This is a genomic window from uncultured Cocleimonas sp. (assembly GCF_947495625.1).
Lineage (GTDB): Bacteria > Pseudomonadota > Gammaproteobacteria > Thiotrichales > Thiotrichaceae > Cocleimonas.
The window spans coordinates 60,500-76,352 of the sequence record NZ_CANLZW010000010.1 but is presented as its reverse complement, the minus strand read 5'-3'; the positions used below and the strand labels follow the sequence as shown (position 1 = coordinate 76,352).

The 15,853-nt window shown below is 40.3% G+C and carries 13 protein-coding genes; 7 read left to right on the top strand and 6 right to left on the bottom strand.

Annotated elements, in window-relative coordinates:
• Positions 1 to 382 precede the first annotated feature (382 nt).
• On the bottom strand, positions 383 to 3,040 hold the full coding sequence (locus Q1A31_RS07540) for a hypothetical protein (protein WP_299874615.1): 2,658 nt from the start codon (positions 3,038 to 3,040) through the stop codon (positions 383 to 385).
• A gap of 433 nt (positions 3,041 to 3,473) precedes the next feature.
• Between Q1A31_RS07540 and Q1A31_RS07535 the strand changes: the two genes are divergently transcribed.
• A complete protein-coding gene (locus Q1A31_RS07535) occupies positions 3,474 to 5,270 on the top strand; it encodes a multiheme c-type cytochrome (RefSeq protein ID WP_299874612.1) in 1,797 nt (598 codons plus the stop codon).
• 314 nt (positions 5,271 to 5,584) lie between these two features.
• Positions 5,585 to 7,501, top strand: a complete 1,917-nt coding sequence (locus Q1A31_RS07530) for a choice-of-anchor F family protein (RefSeq protein ID WP_299874610.1) — start codon at positions 5,585 to 5,587, stop codon at positions 7,499 to 7,501.
• 214 nt (positions 7,502 to 7,715) lie between these two features.
• Here Q1A31_RS07530 and Q1A31_RS07525 read toward each other — a convergent pair whose 3' ends face one another.
• Positions 7,716 to 8,303: a phosphoribosyltransferase gene (locus Q1A31_RS07525; RefSeq protein WP_299874607.1), complete on the bottom strand. Its 588-nt coding sequence runs from the start codon at positions 8,301 to 8,303 to the stop codon at positions 7,716 to 7,718.
• Between the two features lie 46 nt (positions 8,304 to 8,349).
• Between Q1A31_RS07525 and Q1A31_RS07520 the strand changes: the two genes are divergently transcribed.
• Entirely contained in the window at positions 8,350 to 8,916 is a 567-nt protein-coding gene (locus Q1A31_RS07520) for a phosphoribosyltransferase (RefSeq protein WP_299874605.1), read from the top strand.
• Positions 8,917 to 8,989: 73 nt separating this feature from the next.
• On the opposite strand, the gene Q1A31_RS07515 is transcribed toward Q1A31_RS07520, so the two are convergent.
• Both Q1A31_RS07515 and Q1A31_RS07510 read right to left on the bottom strand, forming a co-directional pair.
• Complete coding sequence (locus tag Q1A31_RS07515; protein WP_299874602.1) at positions 8,990 to 9,631, bottom strand: flavin reductase family protein; 642 nt, start codon at positions 9,629 to 9,631, stop codon at positions 8,990 to 8,992.
• A 43-nt stretch (positions 9,632 to 9,674) separates the two neighbouring features.
• The gene (locus tag Q1A31_RS07510; protein ID WP_299874599.1) at positions 9,675 to 9,941 is read right to left on the bottom strand and encodes a TIGR03643 family protein; all 267 of its coding nucleotides are present in this window, start codon (positions 9,939 to 9,941) and stop codon (positions 9,675 to 9,677) included.
• Positions 9,942 to 10,061: 120 nt separating this feature from the next.
• Here Q1A31_RS07510 and Q1A31_RS07505 point away from each other — a divergent pair, with 120 nt between their 5' ends.
• The 3 genes from Q1A31_RS07505 to rsgA are packed head-to-tail and all read left to right on the top strand — an operon-like array spanning position 10,062 to position 12,855.
• A complete protein-coding gene (locus tag Q1A31_RS07505) occupies positions 10,062 to 10,244 on the top strand; it encodes a DUF2256 domain-containing protein (RefSeq protein WP_299874596.1) in 183 nt (60 codons plus the stop codon).
• Positions 10,244 to 11,776, top strand: coding sequence for a cryptochrome/photolyase family protein (locus tag Q1A31_RS07500; protein WP_299874593.1), 1,533 nt, complete (start codon positions 10,244 to 10,246; stop codon positions 11,774 to 11,776). Before Q1A31_RS07505 ends, Q1A31_RS07500 begins: the two co-directional genes overlap by 1 nt.
• A 14-nt stretch (positions 11,777 to 11,790) precedes the next feature.
• The gene (gene rsgA / locus Q1A31_RS07495) at positions 11,791 to 12,855 is read left to right on the top strand and encodes a ribosome small subunit-dependent GTPase A (RefSeq protein ID WP_299874590.1); all 1,065 of its coding nucleotides are present in this window, start codon (positions 11,791 to 11,793) and stop codon (positions 12,853 to 12,855) included.
• A 102-nt stretch (positions 12,856 to 12,957) separates the two neighbouring features.
• Here rsgA and Q1A31_RS07490 read toward each other — a convergent pair whose 3' ends face one another.
• Positions 12,958 to 13,620, bottom strand: a complete 663-nt coding sequence (locus Q1A31_RS07490) for a peroxiredoxin (protein WP_299874588.1) — start codon at positions 13,618 to 13,620, stop codon at positions 12,958 to 12,960.
• A 296-nt stretch (positions 13,621 to 13,916) separates the two neighbouring features.
• Between Q1A31_RS07490 and Q1A31_RS07485 the strand changes: the two genes are divergently transcribed.
• Complete coding sequence (locus Q1A31_RS07485) at positions 13,917 to 14,291, top strand: glyoxalase superfamily protein (RefSeq protein ID WP_299874585.1); 375 nt, start codon at positions 13,917 to 13,919, stop codon at positions 14,289 to 14,291.
• 230 nt (positions 14,292 to 14,521) lie between these two features.
• Here Q1A31_RS07485 and glyA read toward each other — a convergent pair whose 3' ends face one another.
• Positions 14,522 to 15,841 carry a serine hydroxymethyltransferase gene (gene glyA / locus Q1A31_RS07480; protein WP_299874582.1) on the bottom strand — a complete coding sequence of 440 codons (1,320 nt, stop codon included), beginning with the start codon at positions 15,839 to 15,841 and terminating at the stop codon, positions 14,522 to 14,524.
• Between the last annotated feature and the right edge of the window lie 12 nt (positions 15,842 to 15,853).

Sequence of the window (15,853 nt, the reverse complement as noted above, 5' to 3'; positions counted from 1 at the left end):
CAATATCGTTAAAAACTTATGAAGACATCCCTTTACCATCTAAAAAGTTAATAATAATACTTATGAACATTTGATAGAAATCAGAACAATTCAAGTTAGGAAATAAAGATCACCCACAAAGGGGGCTTAATTCAGGGTAGTGGTCTCAATTATTTTAAAGTCACACATGCTTTAATAAGATTTTATTAAAAAAATGAAGACCTCACCTTTAGAATCTCTGTCATCGTATTCCAATTTTGTCTCGCTCAACCAAGTTAGGAAACTTTAAAATAAATCGAAGATTTTAAAACTCAGTTTCATTTTTTTTAAAATAAATAGTTATAAAAAAAGCCCTTTTTAAAAAGGGCTTTTTTAATTCTTTTACTCTCTTATTTCATGAGGGTTACTGGTTATTGTGAGAACCTGTTCCCATCCAGATTACTTCATCTTTGGTGTAACCCAAGACCTGATAGTTTGGAACGGCTTTAGTGATTGGCTCTAGTACCGGCATCCATGAACCACCATTCTTAGTTAAGTCCTCAACTTTCATTTGTAGATCTTCGAGAACAGTTTCAGCAGATTGATATCCACCCGGAGATTGAGGCGCAAACCAGTTCAGGGTCATGCTGGTATCACTGACTTTCATATAGTTAGCATTCTCTTCAACATCCACAGATGAAAGTCCGGCAACAATATCGTCATCCTCAACAGTTAGACCTAACTTAGCGAGTGCGTGAATATTGTAAAAGTGCCATCTATATTGGGGAAACTCAAGCATTCCCATAGGTCCCATATCCACTGCTACTTTTTCTGTAACGGGTACAGGATTATTCAACATGCCATCAGCAGCATGACAAGAGCTACATCCCTCTGCACCATATCCGATAGCTTGTTCTTTTGGTCTTACTCCATGCCCTCCCAAAGTTACACCATTTGAGAATGCAGGATAGTTTTCAACAGCAGCAAGGAAAGCAGGTACTTGTTCTTCAGGTAGGCTTGATGCTTGCATCTGTAAAAACATTTTCATCAAACTTCCATCTGGCAACTTCATGGTTACTAAGTCATCAGTTGTCGCAAATGGTGGGTACCAATCATAATCAGCCGGCATTCCCATTGCTGCATTCATACCTTTAAAACTATTTAAACCTGCGTTAGATGCCTCAAAACGACTAAAATTAAAGGGGGCATCACTATCAAGAATGCCATCCTTATTTTGATCCCATACGGCAAACTTAGGATCAGAACTAATCATATAGTGCTCATATCCAAAGGTCGCTTTATCAAAATGGATCATATTTGGGAAGATTTGCATCATCGCCATTGCTTGTCTGTTTGGATCTGTTGAGAAAAAGTCATTAAGTGTTACCTGACGAACCTCTGTAGGTGTTAGATCCAGCATATCCATTGCCGCAAAAGCTTCTGCATTTCCAGCTCCGGTATCTGGCTTATTGGCATAAAAGCGATACATTGAGTAGGCATTATAATCAGCATTAGCTTCATTTTTAATCATTTCACCCTTAAAGAATCGAGCATCAAACACCATACCATTTGCCATTGGCTTGAATGGTGTAATTTTCGCTGCTGGCGAACCACGTACCGCTAAAGTCTGCGCTAAAAATGATGTTCCACCATTGAACCACACTAAGACAGGAGGTGCTTGATAGGCTGCAAAGTCCCCGGCGATGTCATCATGATCACCTGCATTCATATGATCTGCAGAGATTAATAATGAATCTTTACCTTCGGAGTTACGGCCAAATGATAAATGTGAACCTTCGCCATAGACGGAATAAGTGATTCCACCACTGACTGGAATATGACAAGTCTCACATGCCATAGAATCCAGATGTTTTGAGCTGTGAATAGAAGCTTTCTTTCCAGTTACCGGTTCTTCTGGAGTAGCTGAATCAACCAAAGTCTCGATTCTATGACACGTAGTACACATAATATTGGTTGGATCATCAGGGTCTGCTGGTGTGCCTGGAGGTGGGGCAGGATAATCCGCGGCAGCCAAATCTCCACCAACACTATGACCTCGCACAAACTTATGTTTTTCAACAGTATGACAAACTGTGCATTGGTTTTCAGCGTTTTCAAAAGGACCTGTTTTAACGGTTGCGTGAACATCGTAACCTTCTTCAAACAACGTCGCTCTTTTGTAGCCAGTTCGTGCATGTTCGTGACAACGTAAACAAGTTGATTGCTTGGTAGCCCCTGCAGATTTTACTGCAGCTACGCTTCTATCTTGAGCCACGGTTGGCCAAGGAGTATCTGGATTACCGTCGTTATCAGTATCCATCATCAAAGGCATATCAGGAATAGTGTCGCCATCTGTATCTATTTGTAAATCAGGAGAACCATCCTGATCAAAGTCACTATTATCGTGAGCGGCTTTGGCATAACCTAATGGCGTAGGAGAAGCACCATCTGCAGGAGCATGAGCACTGACGACCAAATTATCACCTTCGGGAACTGACTTATAAACATCAGCATGACAAACCAGACAATCAATACCAGATTCCATAATATCACTGGCTTGCTTTTTCGGTTCGGGAAGTCCCATTGCTGACAACATACCCTCAAACATGCCTTCCATAACAGGTAGATATCGACCTGCATGACACTTGGCACATTCGCCCAGATTTTCATTGCTAGTAAAATTTACTAAACCAGAAGTTCCTGGAAGTCCACATGCTCTATCCAACATCCCATGAGCACCACCACCAGGAAACATTACAGTATCACTACGTGCCGCTAACTTGTAGTGAACCGTATCTTTAAAGTCCGCAATAGCTTCTGTATGACATTGTTGGCAAAGTACCTGACTGACATTTCTCTTTACTTCAGACTCAGGAATGATCGTGTCTTTGACAATATATTGTTTAAGTTGCGGATCGTAAGTAAAATCATGTGGGTCTGTGATTGATGAATCTGCCGAATCTTCTTTTTTGCTATTACAACCTACTGAAATAACAGATAGCAGTAACATTGTGACCATTAAAGCCAGACTACTTTTATTGATGTATCTATTATTTTTTGTACTTACTAATATTTGCAACATATCTAACACTCCTGTGAAACTACCTATAAGTAATTGACAAAATCATTTGCCAAAGCTATTTGCAGTAGCTATTACCTAACACCGTTAATTGAGTGAATGTAATTTTCCTTTTGCAGACATCTTATTTTTATATTTTTTCCACATCACATCACTCTATTCAAAGTTAGTAAATAACGAAGAAAAAGTTGCAACAACGACAATTGTTAATTTTTGCGAAAAAATTTATGTAATAAAAATATAAAAGATTCGAAAAAATGCTGACTAGATTTTAAAAATTAAATATTTTAAAAATAAACAATTGTCAATTTCAAGCAGAACTCATAAGCATATAATTATCCTCAATATGGGGTGGTTTTTTTAGATTTACTTTTTTTAATGGAAAACCAAAAGTCATTTTTAAATATATTTATAGAAACGCAGAAGAGTAATTATCATGGTAATAAGAATAAACTATTTACTTTCATCACTCTCGTTGGCCATTTTTCTCTCTGCTTGTGGCGGCTCTGGTAGCTCTGACATCACTACTACTGACGATACTGCTATTAATAATGATCAAGATATTAGTAATCCAGTACTCGAAACACCTGTCGACTCAAATCCTGTGACACCAGCTTTGCCGGAGGAAGTTGAAATTGAAGAAGAAACAGACAACTCAACGATAACTGTTTCAGAAACATCACAGCATGATTTTAAATCAGATCATTTCAGCGGTTCTGATAACTGTACGCAATGCCACGATGGGTTGACTGATCAAACAGGCGAGGACATATCAATAGTCAACGCATGGAAAACAACCATGATGGCGAATAGTGCTCGTGATCCTTTCTGGAAAGCAAAGGTTGCTAGCGAAGTAGTTCGTAATCCTGAACTTAGCGACGAGATTGAAAGTAAATGTGCACGTTGCCATATGCCCATGGCGCATGTTGAAGCGACCTTCAAAAATGAAGCTACCACCATGTTTGATAATGGCTTTTTATCCCCTGATAACCCACACTTTAATCAAGCCGCAGAAGGTGTGAGCTGTACACTTTGCCATCAGATAGAAAACACTGCAGAATTTGGAACAGATGCTGCAACCTCAGGCAAATTCGTTATTGCAGATAATACTGCTGATCCAAAACTTTATGGACCAATAGCAAACCCTATCCAAGGACCTATGATTAATAACACGGGGTTCACTCCGGTTGAAAGTAGTCATGTCTCCGATTCTGCCCTTTGTGGTAGTTGTCATGATGTGAAGACACCTATCGTCGATACATCAGGAAATCTCACTACAAATGAGTTTCCAGAACAAATGATTTACAGTGAGTGGCAAAACAGTGATTTTGCAAAATCAGGATCAGAAGAAAGCTGCCAGAGTTGTCATATGCCACTAGTATCTGGTAAAGCAAAAATTGCCAGCAGACCTGGTTTTGTTGAAGCACGAGACCATTTTTCTAAACATCAGTTCGTCGGTGCCAATACCGTGATGTTAGATATCTTACAAAATAACGCCACAGTATTAGGACTATCTGTTAATGATTTTAGTAACACTATTGATTTAACTAAAGAAATGCTAAAAAGCTCAACTGAAATAGCAATAGAAAACTTACAACATGAAAACCAGCAGTTGTCTTTTAACGTCCGACTCAAAAACAAAACCGGACATAAATTTCCTAGCGGATTTCCTTCACGTAGAGCGTGGTTACATATTCAGGTATTGAACTCAAATGGAACTCTGGTTTATGAATCGGGGGCAATCAACGAATTAGGCCAAATAGCTGGGGTTGATTCTGATATAGACAATTCAACAAAATTAAATTATGAAAAGCACCACGATATCATTTCAACCGCAGATCAAGTTCAGGTTTATGAAAGCATTATGGTGAATACTGACAATACGGTTAATTACACATTATTGAATAGCGCGGGTTATATCAAGGACAACCGTCTACTGCCTGAAGGTATGGATAAGAACAATATTCCTGTTGAAATCGGAGTTTATGGTGATGCTATTGCAGATGAGAATTTCACTGCTGCCGAGGATACGGTCACTTATCAACTAGCAAACATTCCACCAGATTCATACACGGTAAATGTGACATTAAACTATCAATCAATTTCCTACCGCTTTGCCACTGATTTATTTAGAGACAAATCGGCACATAGTTTGGTCAATGACTTTAAACTTATGTACGATAAGGCGCGTTTTAGGTATGAAAAAGTATCATCAACGGAAGCGAGTCTCTAGGCAATCTTATTAGGCTATAGCCTGCCATTCAACTTGTAAAGAAAGTTTGATTTATAACATAAAATCATGATGTAGATCATTTATCAGACATTTAAATAATATTTCGAAACCTAAATTAACAATTATCAACTTTAAAAAACACACCTTAATTTATATTGAACATAAGAGCTATTTGTAAGGACGAAGAATTTTAAAACACTAAATCACACGTTCCCCCATCTCTTAAAATTTTAATCTGTAGCAAATAGCAAACTTTGAAATGACTCCACGAGGAGTCGGATCTTTCAGTCTATTTACAATCAAGGAGAGTTGATATGTCATTACAAACATTTAGAAAAACCCCCATCGCTTTAGCAATAACTACAGCTGTTACAATGCTTATTGCTACGAATCTACAAGCTGGACAAATTGTCACAGACGCTCCAGAGGGCGAAGCATTAAAAACAGCAGTATCAGAAGCAAATAAGCAATTTGGATTTGGCGGTTGGAATTTTGACAATGTTGTTGTCAATATGGTTAATACTCTTGACCTTAGTCCGAGCGGAGGTGTTTTCGATATGACTACAGGCACATACTCCCCTATGACTTTGGGAGAGTCTTTTGAGTCTGTTTTAACAACGGGTGGAGAAGTACGAGGGTTACTACATGGTAAGGACTACCCAGTAGGTGAGCCAGCAGGAATCAAAGTTATCAATGGTGATAACGAAACTAAAAACGGGAAGCCTGAAAACTGCATAATGACATCTTCATACCTTGAAACAGGCTATTTAGGTGCGGGTAACAAGCCAGTATTATGTTCAAGTCACTTCCAGTCACATAAACGATTCAAAATTAACTTACAACCTACTACTGTTGCAGGTGTTGCTTCAGGCTTAGGTTTACCGGTTGATATTTCTTTCAATCTTGTTGCTGGAGATACATCAACCACCAGATATCAGGTTTTACAAAAAATCAACAACTACACTGGCAAGCGTTTAAACGGTTATCAAATTGAAGTACTGGATGCTAATGGGCTCCCAAATCCTGCATTGACTCTTTCTGAAGGTATTGGTGAAAACCCAGGTAGTGAAGGTGAGCCAAATGGAGACATCTGGGATGTAGAACAAATGGCTAACTTCTCTCATGGCCTATGGGGGCCTGTCGATCATCACTTTGCAGACGACGGTTTCTTCGATAATACCAGAGTCTTTTATACACCATCTGTTTCTGGCAATACCATTTCATATACAGGGCCAATGCAAGGCGGGAATTATCAAGCACTATTTGGCAATTGGTTAACAGCAGAATGGGCACCTACTGGAGTATTTCATGATGATGATATGAATCCTGAAACAGATGCTGCATTACGAGCTTTTTGGGGAGACCCAGAGGGCACAGGAACAAATGCATGGCATAAAGGCAATTCAGACGGATGGGCTATTGCTACGGAAGAAGACCTCTTAGTATGGACAGGTGAATGGTATGGAGAAGGTGAAGTTGAAGATGTACTTAATCTAGGCTTGAACTACATCGTAAATGTTGGTGATAACACTGTCATAGGCGACAAATTCACAATTCGAATCACACCAAGTGTTGATGCGGATCAAACAGCTCCAGCTTACGTATCTGATCCAGCACCAGCTCCTGGATATGACGAAAGTGAGGGGATCGTAGTCGTTGATATGCAGCTAGTACCTGAAGCAGAAGATACAACTGAAGCAGAAGATGCTGCAGCTGAAGAAGCGATTGAAAGTGACCTTCCAGTACCAGCAGCAAGAATTGCCCCTACAGTTCAAACTTTAGAATCAACTGCAGTAATAAATGTTGGTGTTGCGGATAAAGATCTTAATGTGGATGCAACTGTTAGAGAAACTGTTGAAGTTATGGTAACCAGTGATCATGGTGAGACTGAAATGCTCGTGTTAACAGAATCTGATGTAAATACGTCTAGATTTATTGGAACACTTCAAGCTCATGCTTCTAATGATGATATGTTAGATAATGATGGAAAACTAAACCTCAATAAGCACACCAATTTAAAAGCTATATATGTAGATAATAAATACGGTGCGCAGACTACTCCAGAAACTCTGGAATCTGAGTTAACTCTTGAAGTTGCTGAGTTACCAGCAGAAACTGAAACTAGCAGTGGTGGCGGTAGCTTCAACACTTTCTTAATGATGTTATTAGGTACACTTGGAATTCGCGGATTATTCGCACGCAGAAAGCTAAGATCAGATGATACAAAATAATAGCTTTATAAATTAAGAAACATTATAGCTTTAGAAAGAAACAAACCGGTGCGGAAACAGTCAGATCATTAGGCTGTTTTCGCTCCGGTTTTCTTTTAGTTTAAGTAGTTATTAACGATAGGTCACCCCCCTACTTTGAATGATAATACGTTTACGTCTTTTGAAAACGTAATTAGAATTTATGCAGAGCTAGGGGCTTTTTTTATCCGAAATATTAATTATTAGAAACTAATTCAGGTTTTAAATACGGCACTAAAAATGGTTTGTATTGTTTGATTTCTTCCAGGGTGAGTCCAGACATTTCATAAGGAAACACCAGCCAGTCTTCAGTCTGGTGCAAAACAAAATCGGGCTTGGTATCAACCGCATTGTATGAAGATCGTTGATACAGCGTAGCTACTTTCACCTGTTTCGGCATATTGCGTCTTAAACGATGCTGGAGTTTCTGGATAACCGCTTCAATGTTTTTACCCGTACTAAACACATCATCCACAATCAATAATGAATCACCCTGATTCAAATTATCAACCAAATACTTGGTGCCATGCACTCGAATATCACTCACAGGCAAATTAGCCATTTCATGATAATACGGTTGACCGCGGTAAGAAGTCCGCAAGGAAATATGATTGGTTTCAACACCCAGTGTTTGCAAACATTCCTGCACATAAATACCGACAGAACTTCCGCCGCGCCATAAGCCAACGATAAAGGTAGGTTTAAAACCAGACTCAAAAATCTGCACACCAAGTTTGAAGGAGTCTTGTATTAATTCTTGTTCTTCCAGGAATGTCTTTTTCATAGTTTTAATATACTCTTTAAACTAGCCTTGTTAAAGTTGAATGATCATGGAAAAAGTCTACCTTACAGCACAAGATTTACTAGAAGATTCGTTTAAACTCGCCCACCAAGTTCTTGAATCTGGTTTCAAGCCGACATTTATTATTGCAGTATGGCGTGGTGGCGCGCCGATAGGCATCGCTGTGCAGGAATATCTGCATTTCCACGGCATCCATGCTGACAATATTGCGATTCGCACCTCATCCTATTCCGGCATTGATAATCAACAACGTAAAGTGAAAGTACTCGGCCTGGATTACCTCATAAAAAACATTCAGAACCACGACAAATTATTAATTGTGGATGATGTGTTTGACACGGGCCGATCAGTGCAAGCAATTATCAATCGACTTCAGAAATCGGCGCGTAGAAATACCCCAGAAGATATTCGTATCGCTGTGCCTTACTACAAACCCAGCAGAAACCAAACTGATATCAATCCCGATTTCGTCGTCCATGAAACCGCAGACTGGTTAAAGTACCCGCATTCCATGGAGGGGCTGACTAAAGAAGAAATGGCAGAGAAACGCCCTGAGATTTACGCAATCCTGAAAGATCATTTGCCAAAAAATTAAGAGATACGATTCTAGGTCACCCCCCTACTTTTAGCGTGTTTTTCTGTTTCAGAAATCAATCAAGCAAATTTGATTAGCATTCTCTATCCAAAAAAGAAAGCTCGCGGTCGGGTTTGGCATAACTGAGGTGCCCTAGTAATTGGGTGCTGTGATAAGTATCCAGACTGCTTACTGCAACTGTATTGGCTTTTTCCAGCGAGATAAACCCATCTTCGCTTACCAATTCGTCCGGAACTTCAATACTGATAATTTCACCGATGACAAACTCTGTTCCATTGATTGCTAAATGGTGTTTTTCGCGCAGTTTCATGCCTAACTTGATATGACTTTCTTTTACAAACGGCGCAGCAAATCCTTCTTCCCACTGTTCGTTTAAACCGACTTCATTGAATTCAGACATATCCTCAGGATAACGTGCCGACGTTTGATGCGCTTGTTGATAGATTTCGGTATTTACGTGATTCAAGGTATATACACCGGTATTGATAATATTTTCCAATGTGCCGCGCGGCACGCTGTGAGGTCGCATAACCATTCCCAGTAACGCAGGGTTTGCACCCAAATGCACTACGGATGAAACGATCGCCAGATTGCTCTGTTTTTCATCGTTAGCTGTGCCGACCAGATTTGCACTTTTAAACCCTGATAATGAATTGATGAAAAGCACGCGTTCGCGATCATCTTTAGCTTCGATCTGTTCTTTGTTTAATTTCATATTTGGTGATTAGTAATTCGTTATTAAGTAATAGATAGTTTGTTTAACGAAGACGCTGTGTCGGACAAACAAAACGACCAACCGTAAATCCCCGTTGTGTCAGATGTTTGGTTTTGCGACCACTGACCCGTTTGCGCCACATTTTAAAGCTGGATGCTTTCATGTGTTTGCGCATCAACACTATGACCTGTTTTTCTGCCAAACCATATTCAGTTTCAATCGCTTCGAAAGGCGTTCTATCTTCCCACGCCATTTCTATGATTCGACTCACATCGGCTTCTTCAAGACTTTTGGATTTACTGCTTTTCATAATAAATAAACATTCGTAGATATAGATTCAAAGACATCGTTAAAACAAAACACAAATACTAACACATTTATTATACAATACTTATATTTTACCGATACATTAATTCTTGGGCTCCCAAATATGACGCATAAAAAGATCAACCTAGCTGAGAAGCAATGTCCGGTTTGCGAGAAACCATTTAGCTGGCGCAAGAAGTGGCAGCGTTGCTGGGACGAGGTTAAATATTGTTCAGAACGATGCAGACGAAACCGCAACATTGTTGTTAATGTTGATAATGTTGATAATCAAACGAGGAAAAGTTAATGCGCAGACTCTATGTCATTCTTGGTGATCAACTCGATCATAAATCGTTAATCTTCGATGATGTCGATAAACAACAGGATTGCTTCTGGATGGCGGAAGTCAAAGAAGAAGCCACGCACGTTTGGTCACATAAGCAGCGCATCGCCCTATTCTTATCTGCGATGCGGCATTTCGCAGAATCGTTAAAACAACGTGACTTACCCTTGCATTACTTAACGCTCAACGATCATGATTATTCAACGCTGGCTGAAGCCTTAGGTGCAACGATAAAGGAACATAATCCTGAATCTGTATGGCTGGTCAGACCTGGTGATTACCGCGTGTTTAAATCCATCGCCCAAGTCTGTAAGCAACACGATGTCGAGCTAAAACAACTACACGATCAACATTTCCTCTCAACCCCTTCTGAATTTAAACAATGGACCAGTGGTAAGAAGCAAGTGCGCCTGGAATACTGGTATCGAGAACTCCGCAAGAAATACCACATTCTCATGGAAGATGATAAACACCCCTTGGGTGGAAAATGGAATTACGATCAATCCAATCGCAAATCATTCAACAAAGACGGTCCACAAGATATCCCGAAAACGATTGACTGGAAAGCAGATAAAATCACCACGGAAGTAATCACACTGGTTAATGACAACTACCCAGATCATCCCGGTGAGTTAGAACAACTAGAGTGGCCTGTCACTCCCGAGCAGGCACAACAAGCGCTAGATCGCTTTCTGGATGAGTGTCTGCAAAACTTTGGTGATTACCAGGATGCAATGTGGACCGACGAGCCTTTTCTCAATCACTCACTGATTTCGTCTTCGCTGAATTTAAAACTACTTCACCCATTAGACGTGATTAACGCTGCTGAAACATACCACCGCGAAAAAGGCGCACCTCTCGCAGCGGTGGAAGGTTTTATTCGACAGATTCTAGGTTGGCGTGAATACGTGCGCGGTTTGTATTGGTTGAATATGCCCGACTGGCTGGAAATGAACGGGCTGCAAGCCAATAATGATCTGCCCGATTTTTACTGGACGGGCGAAACCGATATGAATTGCCTGCATCAGAGCATAAAACAAACGCTTAAATATGGTTATGCGCATCACATTCAACGCTTGATGATTACGGGATTATTCTCATTGATTTACGGCGTTAAACCCAAACAGATTCACGAATGGTATTTAGCAGTTTATGTCGATGCCGTCGAATGGGTAGAACTACCCAATACCCTAGGCATGAGTCAGTACGTAGACAACGGCATTATGGCATCCAAACCCTATGCGGCCAGCGCCAACTACATCAATAAAATGAGCAACTACTGTAAAGATTGTCGTTTTAAACCCAGCGAAGCCATTGGTGATAATGCCTGTCCTTTTACTACCTTATTCTGGGATTTTCTGGATAAGCACGAAGCAGACTTTGCCAATAACCCACGTATGGGATTTATGCTAAAAAACCTACGCCGCAAAAGTGATGACGATCTCGAACAAATAAAAAAACAAGCTGCTGCATTTAGGGAAAACACAAATAAATAAACTATAATGACCCGATGGATACCTTAAAAAAAATTGGCCTGAGTGACTGGTTTCAAAGTCATATTGATCAAAACAAGCTAGCTACACATGAACTAGCCCGTGTTGTTTCAGTTCACAAAGATAGCTTCATGATTAGTAATGGCAAACAGGAAGTGTTTGCCGAGCTTTCTGGTAATCTTCATTACAGCGTGGAATCGGCAACCGATTTACCAACCATTGGTGACTGGGTTTATGCTGATTTTTACGATGATGATAAGCATGCAATCATCCATGGCTTATTACCTAGAAAAACTTTATTAAAACGAAAAACCGCCGGAAAGCTGGTAGAATTTCAATTAATTGCGGCGAATATTGATACCGCATTTATCGTTCAATCTGCCAATGAAAACTTTAATTTGAGTCGTCTAGAACGTTATCTGGTGATGATTAATCAAAGCGGAATTACACCCGTGATTCTGTTAAGTAAAAGTGACCTACTCCCTCAATCCGAAATTGAAGAATTAACGACCAGCATATTGACCACCTACCCTGAAATCACGGTAATTGCATTTAGTAATGAGACCAGAGAAAACCTGGATAAGGTCCGGGATTTATTAATCTCAGGATCTACTTATTGCCTGCTAGGCTCTTCGGGTGTCGGAAAAACTACGCTACTCAATAGCATTCTAGGCAGTACTAAATTAGTAACCCAAACCGTTAGCAAAAAACAAAGTAAAGGCAGACATACAACCACCAGCCGCGAACTGTTGCAGCTAGAAAATGGCGCTATGATTATTGATACTCCCGGCATGAGGGAACTCGGTAATATGTCAGTAGATAGTGGTCTTGACGAAACTTTCTCTGAAATTATTGAGCTAATGCAACACTGTAAATTTAGCAACTGTTCTCACACCAAAGAAAAAGGCTGCTCCATTTTAGCTGCGTTAGCCACTGATGAACTGTCTGAACAACGCTATAAAAACTATCAAAAAATGAAAAGCGAATCAGCGTTCAATGACATGTCTTATTCCGATAAAAGAAAGAAGGATAAAGACTTCGGTAAGATGATTAAAACCACCTTGAAGAACAAAAAGCGATGATATTGATGATAATAAAATGATGAATAGATCCAATAATCTATCACCCAAAATAACAAAGCCCGAACAGTCGTTCGGGCTTTGGTTGAACTTAGTAACTATTAATTACAACTCTTTTGTACAGTAGTACCAATCCGTACACTCATAACCTTCGCTCATTCGTGCTTCGGCAGCTGCTGCATCCTGTGGTGGAGGTACGATAACCTTATCACCTGGCTGCCATCCTTCTGGCGTTGCGATTTGGTTTTCGTCAGACGCCTTAAGCGCTCTAATCACTCGCAAGAACTCAGGAATTGAACGGCCATTTGTCATTGGGTAGTAAACCATCGCACGTAAGATTCCATCAGGATCAATAATGAAAGTTGCTCTTACCGCTGACGTATCCGCAGCACCCGGGTGAATCATTCCGTAAGCTTTCGCAACATTCATTGAAAGATCTTCGATGATTGGGAAGTTGATGTCTACACCAAATTTTTCCTTAATATTACGTACCCATGCAACGTGGCTGTAATAGCTGTCGATAGACAAACCAAGTAAGTCTGCACCTTCTGCCAAGAACTCTTCGTGGTGATTCGCAAAAGCCATGAATTCAGTAGTACAAACAGGTGTGAAATCTGCTGGGTGAGAGAATAATACTAACCAACGACCTTTGTAGTCAGAAAGCTTTTTAACACCGTGCGTAGTCTTTGCTTCAAAAGCAGGTGCTGGTTTATTCAATTGTGGGAATGTAACCACTTCTTCGTTAATTTTTTCGATTGTATTTTCCATGATATTTTCCTTTCTATTATTAGGTTTCAATTTACGTTTGTTTGAATGAAAACCGATAAAATTTCGATTTTCTTTTCCAGCTTGGTAGCTGTTAAAACCTATATTAGGGATTATTAATATACATGTAAAATGGTATGTTTACATCGTATCAATCTATAAAACAGATGGTTGATTTTTATCAAAGACGACCGAAAAAAATCCGTCATAAAAATACGGATCGCAGCACATATAAATTGTTAAACTTCGATGACACCAGAGCAGAATAACTTTTAAGAAAGCTGAAAAGGAACAGTTTAATGTCAATACAACCCTTTATAAGATGCAGCGATATAACCGTCTCCCTACCCTTTAATACTGAAGTTTTTGACTTCAACATTCTACAAGCACCCGATCCTGATCCAACTTCGTTTATGTCGATGTATCCGTTTTTAGAAAGGGACGGTGATCGGGTTCATCTATCACAACACGCGGGCGATGGCATATTTGGTAATGTGATTTATGTAAACGTCACAAATCTGGATGAGGTTTATAAAAGGTTTACGAATAACGGTTTAACGGTCAAAGACAAAACGGGAATTACCATGCAGCCTGTCGAACAGACCTGGGGAATGAAAGAATTTTCAGTCGCTGATCCTGATGGTAACAGACTTACTTTTGGGCAAAACCTTTGAACAAATGAAAGAGCGTTTAGAACCTAAAACAGATAAAGCAGAAAAAAAGTGGCTATAAGTAGGGGGGTGACCTAATTACATTGAGAGGTTTGACACCCCCCTACTTACCATGAGCTTGCCATTTCGTTTTTAGAAATGGTCAACTCATGTATGCTAAAGCTTAGAGCTAGCTCGCCGATAGGCGATACTAGATATTGGCGTGTATTCAGACGTTTTTTTATATATTGGTTTTAATCATTCACAAAATGCACACGATCAAACTCTTTTCTCAGCTTCGCCGTTTCAGGTGCTATTTCTTCAGGGTTATCAGAGCGCAATGCACGCACAATCAAACTGGCAATTTCTCCAATACGGTCGACGGTCACCCCCCAACGTACTAATTCTGGTGTACCAAAACGCAGTCCATTCATATCACCTTCTACAGGTTCAATTGGTAGCCCGATTCCGCTCGCGAGGAAACCGGCTTTACGAAGTTTTTTAGCTGCTGTCTGACCGCCACCAAACTCTTTCGCGATAATCGCGAATTGATGAGATTTGGTAAATCCTTTGTCTTTAGCGTAAATAGAAATACCTTCAGCATCTAGCGCTTTTGCAAAGGCTTGTGCGACCGCGATCATCTCTTGTGCATAGGCTTCGCCATGTTCGCGCCAATCCAGCATGTTTACAGCGAGTGCAGCGGTTTTTGCGGCATCGAAGTTGGCCGTCATTCCCGGATAGGCAATTGCATCCAATCTTTCTACGATTTCTTTATCATTGGACACGATAATGCCACCAGCTGGACCGCCCAGACTTTTATAGGTGCTCAGTGTCATGAAATGTGCGCCTTCTGTTAACGGGTTCTTCCATGCCTTACCAGCGATAATGCCGCACTGATGCGCTGCATCGAACATCAACTTCGCGCCTACTTCATCGGCTATCTCTCGCACTTCTCTAACGGGATGTTCGAATAAATTTAAACTACTACCGATGGTAATTAATTTGGGTTTTACTTCTTTTGCTAGTTCACGCAATGTTTTGATATCAACGGTATAGCCATCTTCGTTTACTGGTGCATAAACCGTATTCAAACCATAAAGGCCTGCGCAACCATCACTGTGATGTGTCACATGACCCGCAATTGATGCCGGTGGTGCAATAATCGTATCACCTGCTTTACAGGTCGCCATGAAACCATAGATGTTCGCGATTGCGCCAGAAGGGACACGTACTTCAGCGTAATCTGCGTCAAAGATTTCGCAACACAATTCCGCGGCGATGACTTCGATTTCTTCTATCGCCTCAAGTCCCATTTCGTATTTATCACCGGGGTAACCCAGTGATGCACGTGAACCCAAACCTTTCGCATGGAACGCTTCCGCTTTAGGGTTCATCACATTAGACGCAGGATTCAGATTGAAACATTCACGCTCATGAATATCGGCGTTCTTTTTCGTCAAAGACTCGATATGATCAAAAACGGTATTTGAATCTTCTTTGCTCGTACGCTTTGCAATAGCTTGTACCAAGGCTTCGCTATGCTCTGGCACCCAGTTTCTTTTGTTTAAGGTCATAATATTCTCCGT

Excerpts from the sequence above, each read along its gene's own strand:
- Q1A31_RS07520 (WP_299874605.1), top strand. The coding sequence starts at position 8,350 with ATGGAAAAAGTCTACCTTACAGCACAAGATTTACTAGAAGATTCGTTT.
- Q1A31_RS07485 (WP_299874585.1), top strand. The coding sequence starts at position 13,917 with ATGTCAATACAACCCTTTATAAGATGCAGCGATATAACCGTCTCCCTA.
- Q1A31_RS07500 (WP_299874593.1), top strand. The coding sequence starts at position 10,244 with ATGCGCAGACTCTATGTCATTCTTGGTGATCAACTCGATCATAAATCG.
- Q1A31_RS07490 (WP_299874588.1), bottom strand. The coding sequence starts at position 13,620 with ATGGAAAATACAATCGAAAAAATTAACGAAGAAGTGGTTACATTCCCA.
- glyA (WP_299874582.1), bottom strand. The coding sequence starts at position 15,841 with ATGACCTTAAACAAAAGAAACTGGGTGCCAGAGCATAGCGAAGCCTTG.
- Q1A31_RS07540 (WP_299874615.1), bottom strand. The coding sequence starts at position 3,040 with ATGTTGCAAATATTAGTAAGTACAAAAAATAATAGATACATCAATAAA.
- Q1A31_RS07505 (WP_299874596.1), top strand. The coding sequence starts at position 10,062 with ATGACGCATAAAAAGATCAACCTAGCTGAGAAGCAATGTCCGGTTTGC.
- Q1A31_RS07525 (WP_299874607.1), bottom strand. The coding sequence starts at position 8,303 with ATGAAAAAGACATTCCTGGAAGAACAAGAATTAATACAAGACTCCTTC.
- Q1A31_RS07510 (WP_299874599.1), bottom strand. The coding sequence starts at position 9,941 with ATGAAAAGCAGTAAATCCAAAAGTCTTGAAGAAGCCGATGTGAGTCGA.
- Q1A31_RS07515 (WP_299874602.1), bottom strand. The coding sequence starts at position 9,631 with ATGAAATTAAACAAAGAACAGATCGAAGCTAAAGATGATCGCGAACGC.
- Q1A31_RS07535 (WP_299874612.1), top strand. The coding sequence starts at position 3,474 with ATGGTAATAAGAATAAACTATTTACTTTCATCACTCTCGTTGGCCATT.
- Q1A31_RS07530 (WP_299874610.1), top strand. The coding sequence starts at position 5,585 with ATGTCATTACAAACATTTAGAAAAACCCCCATCGCTTTAGCAATAACT.
- rsgA (WP_299874590.1), top strand. The coding sequence starts at position 11,791 with ATGGATACCTTAAAAAAAATTGGCCTGAGTGACTGGTTTCAAAGTCAT.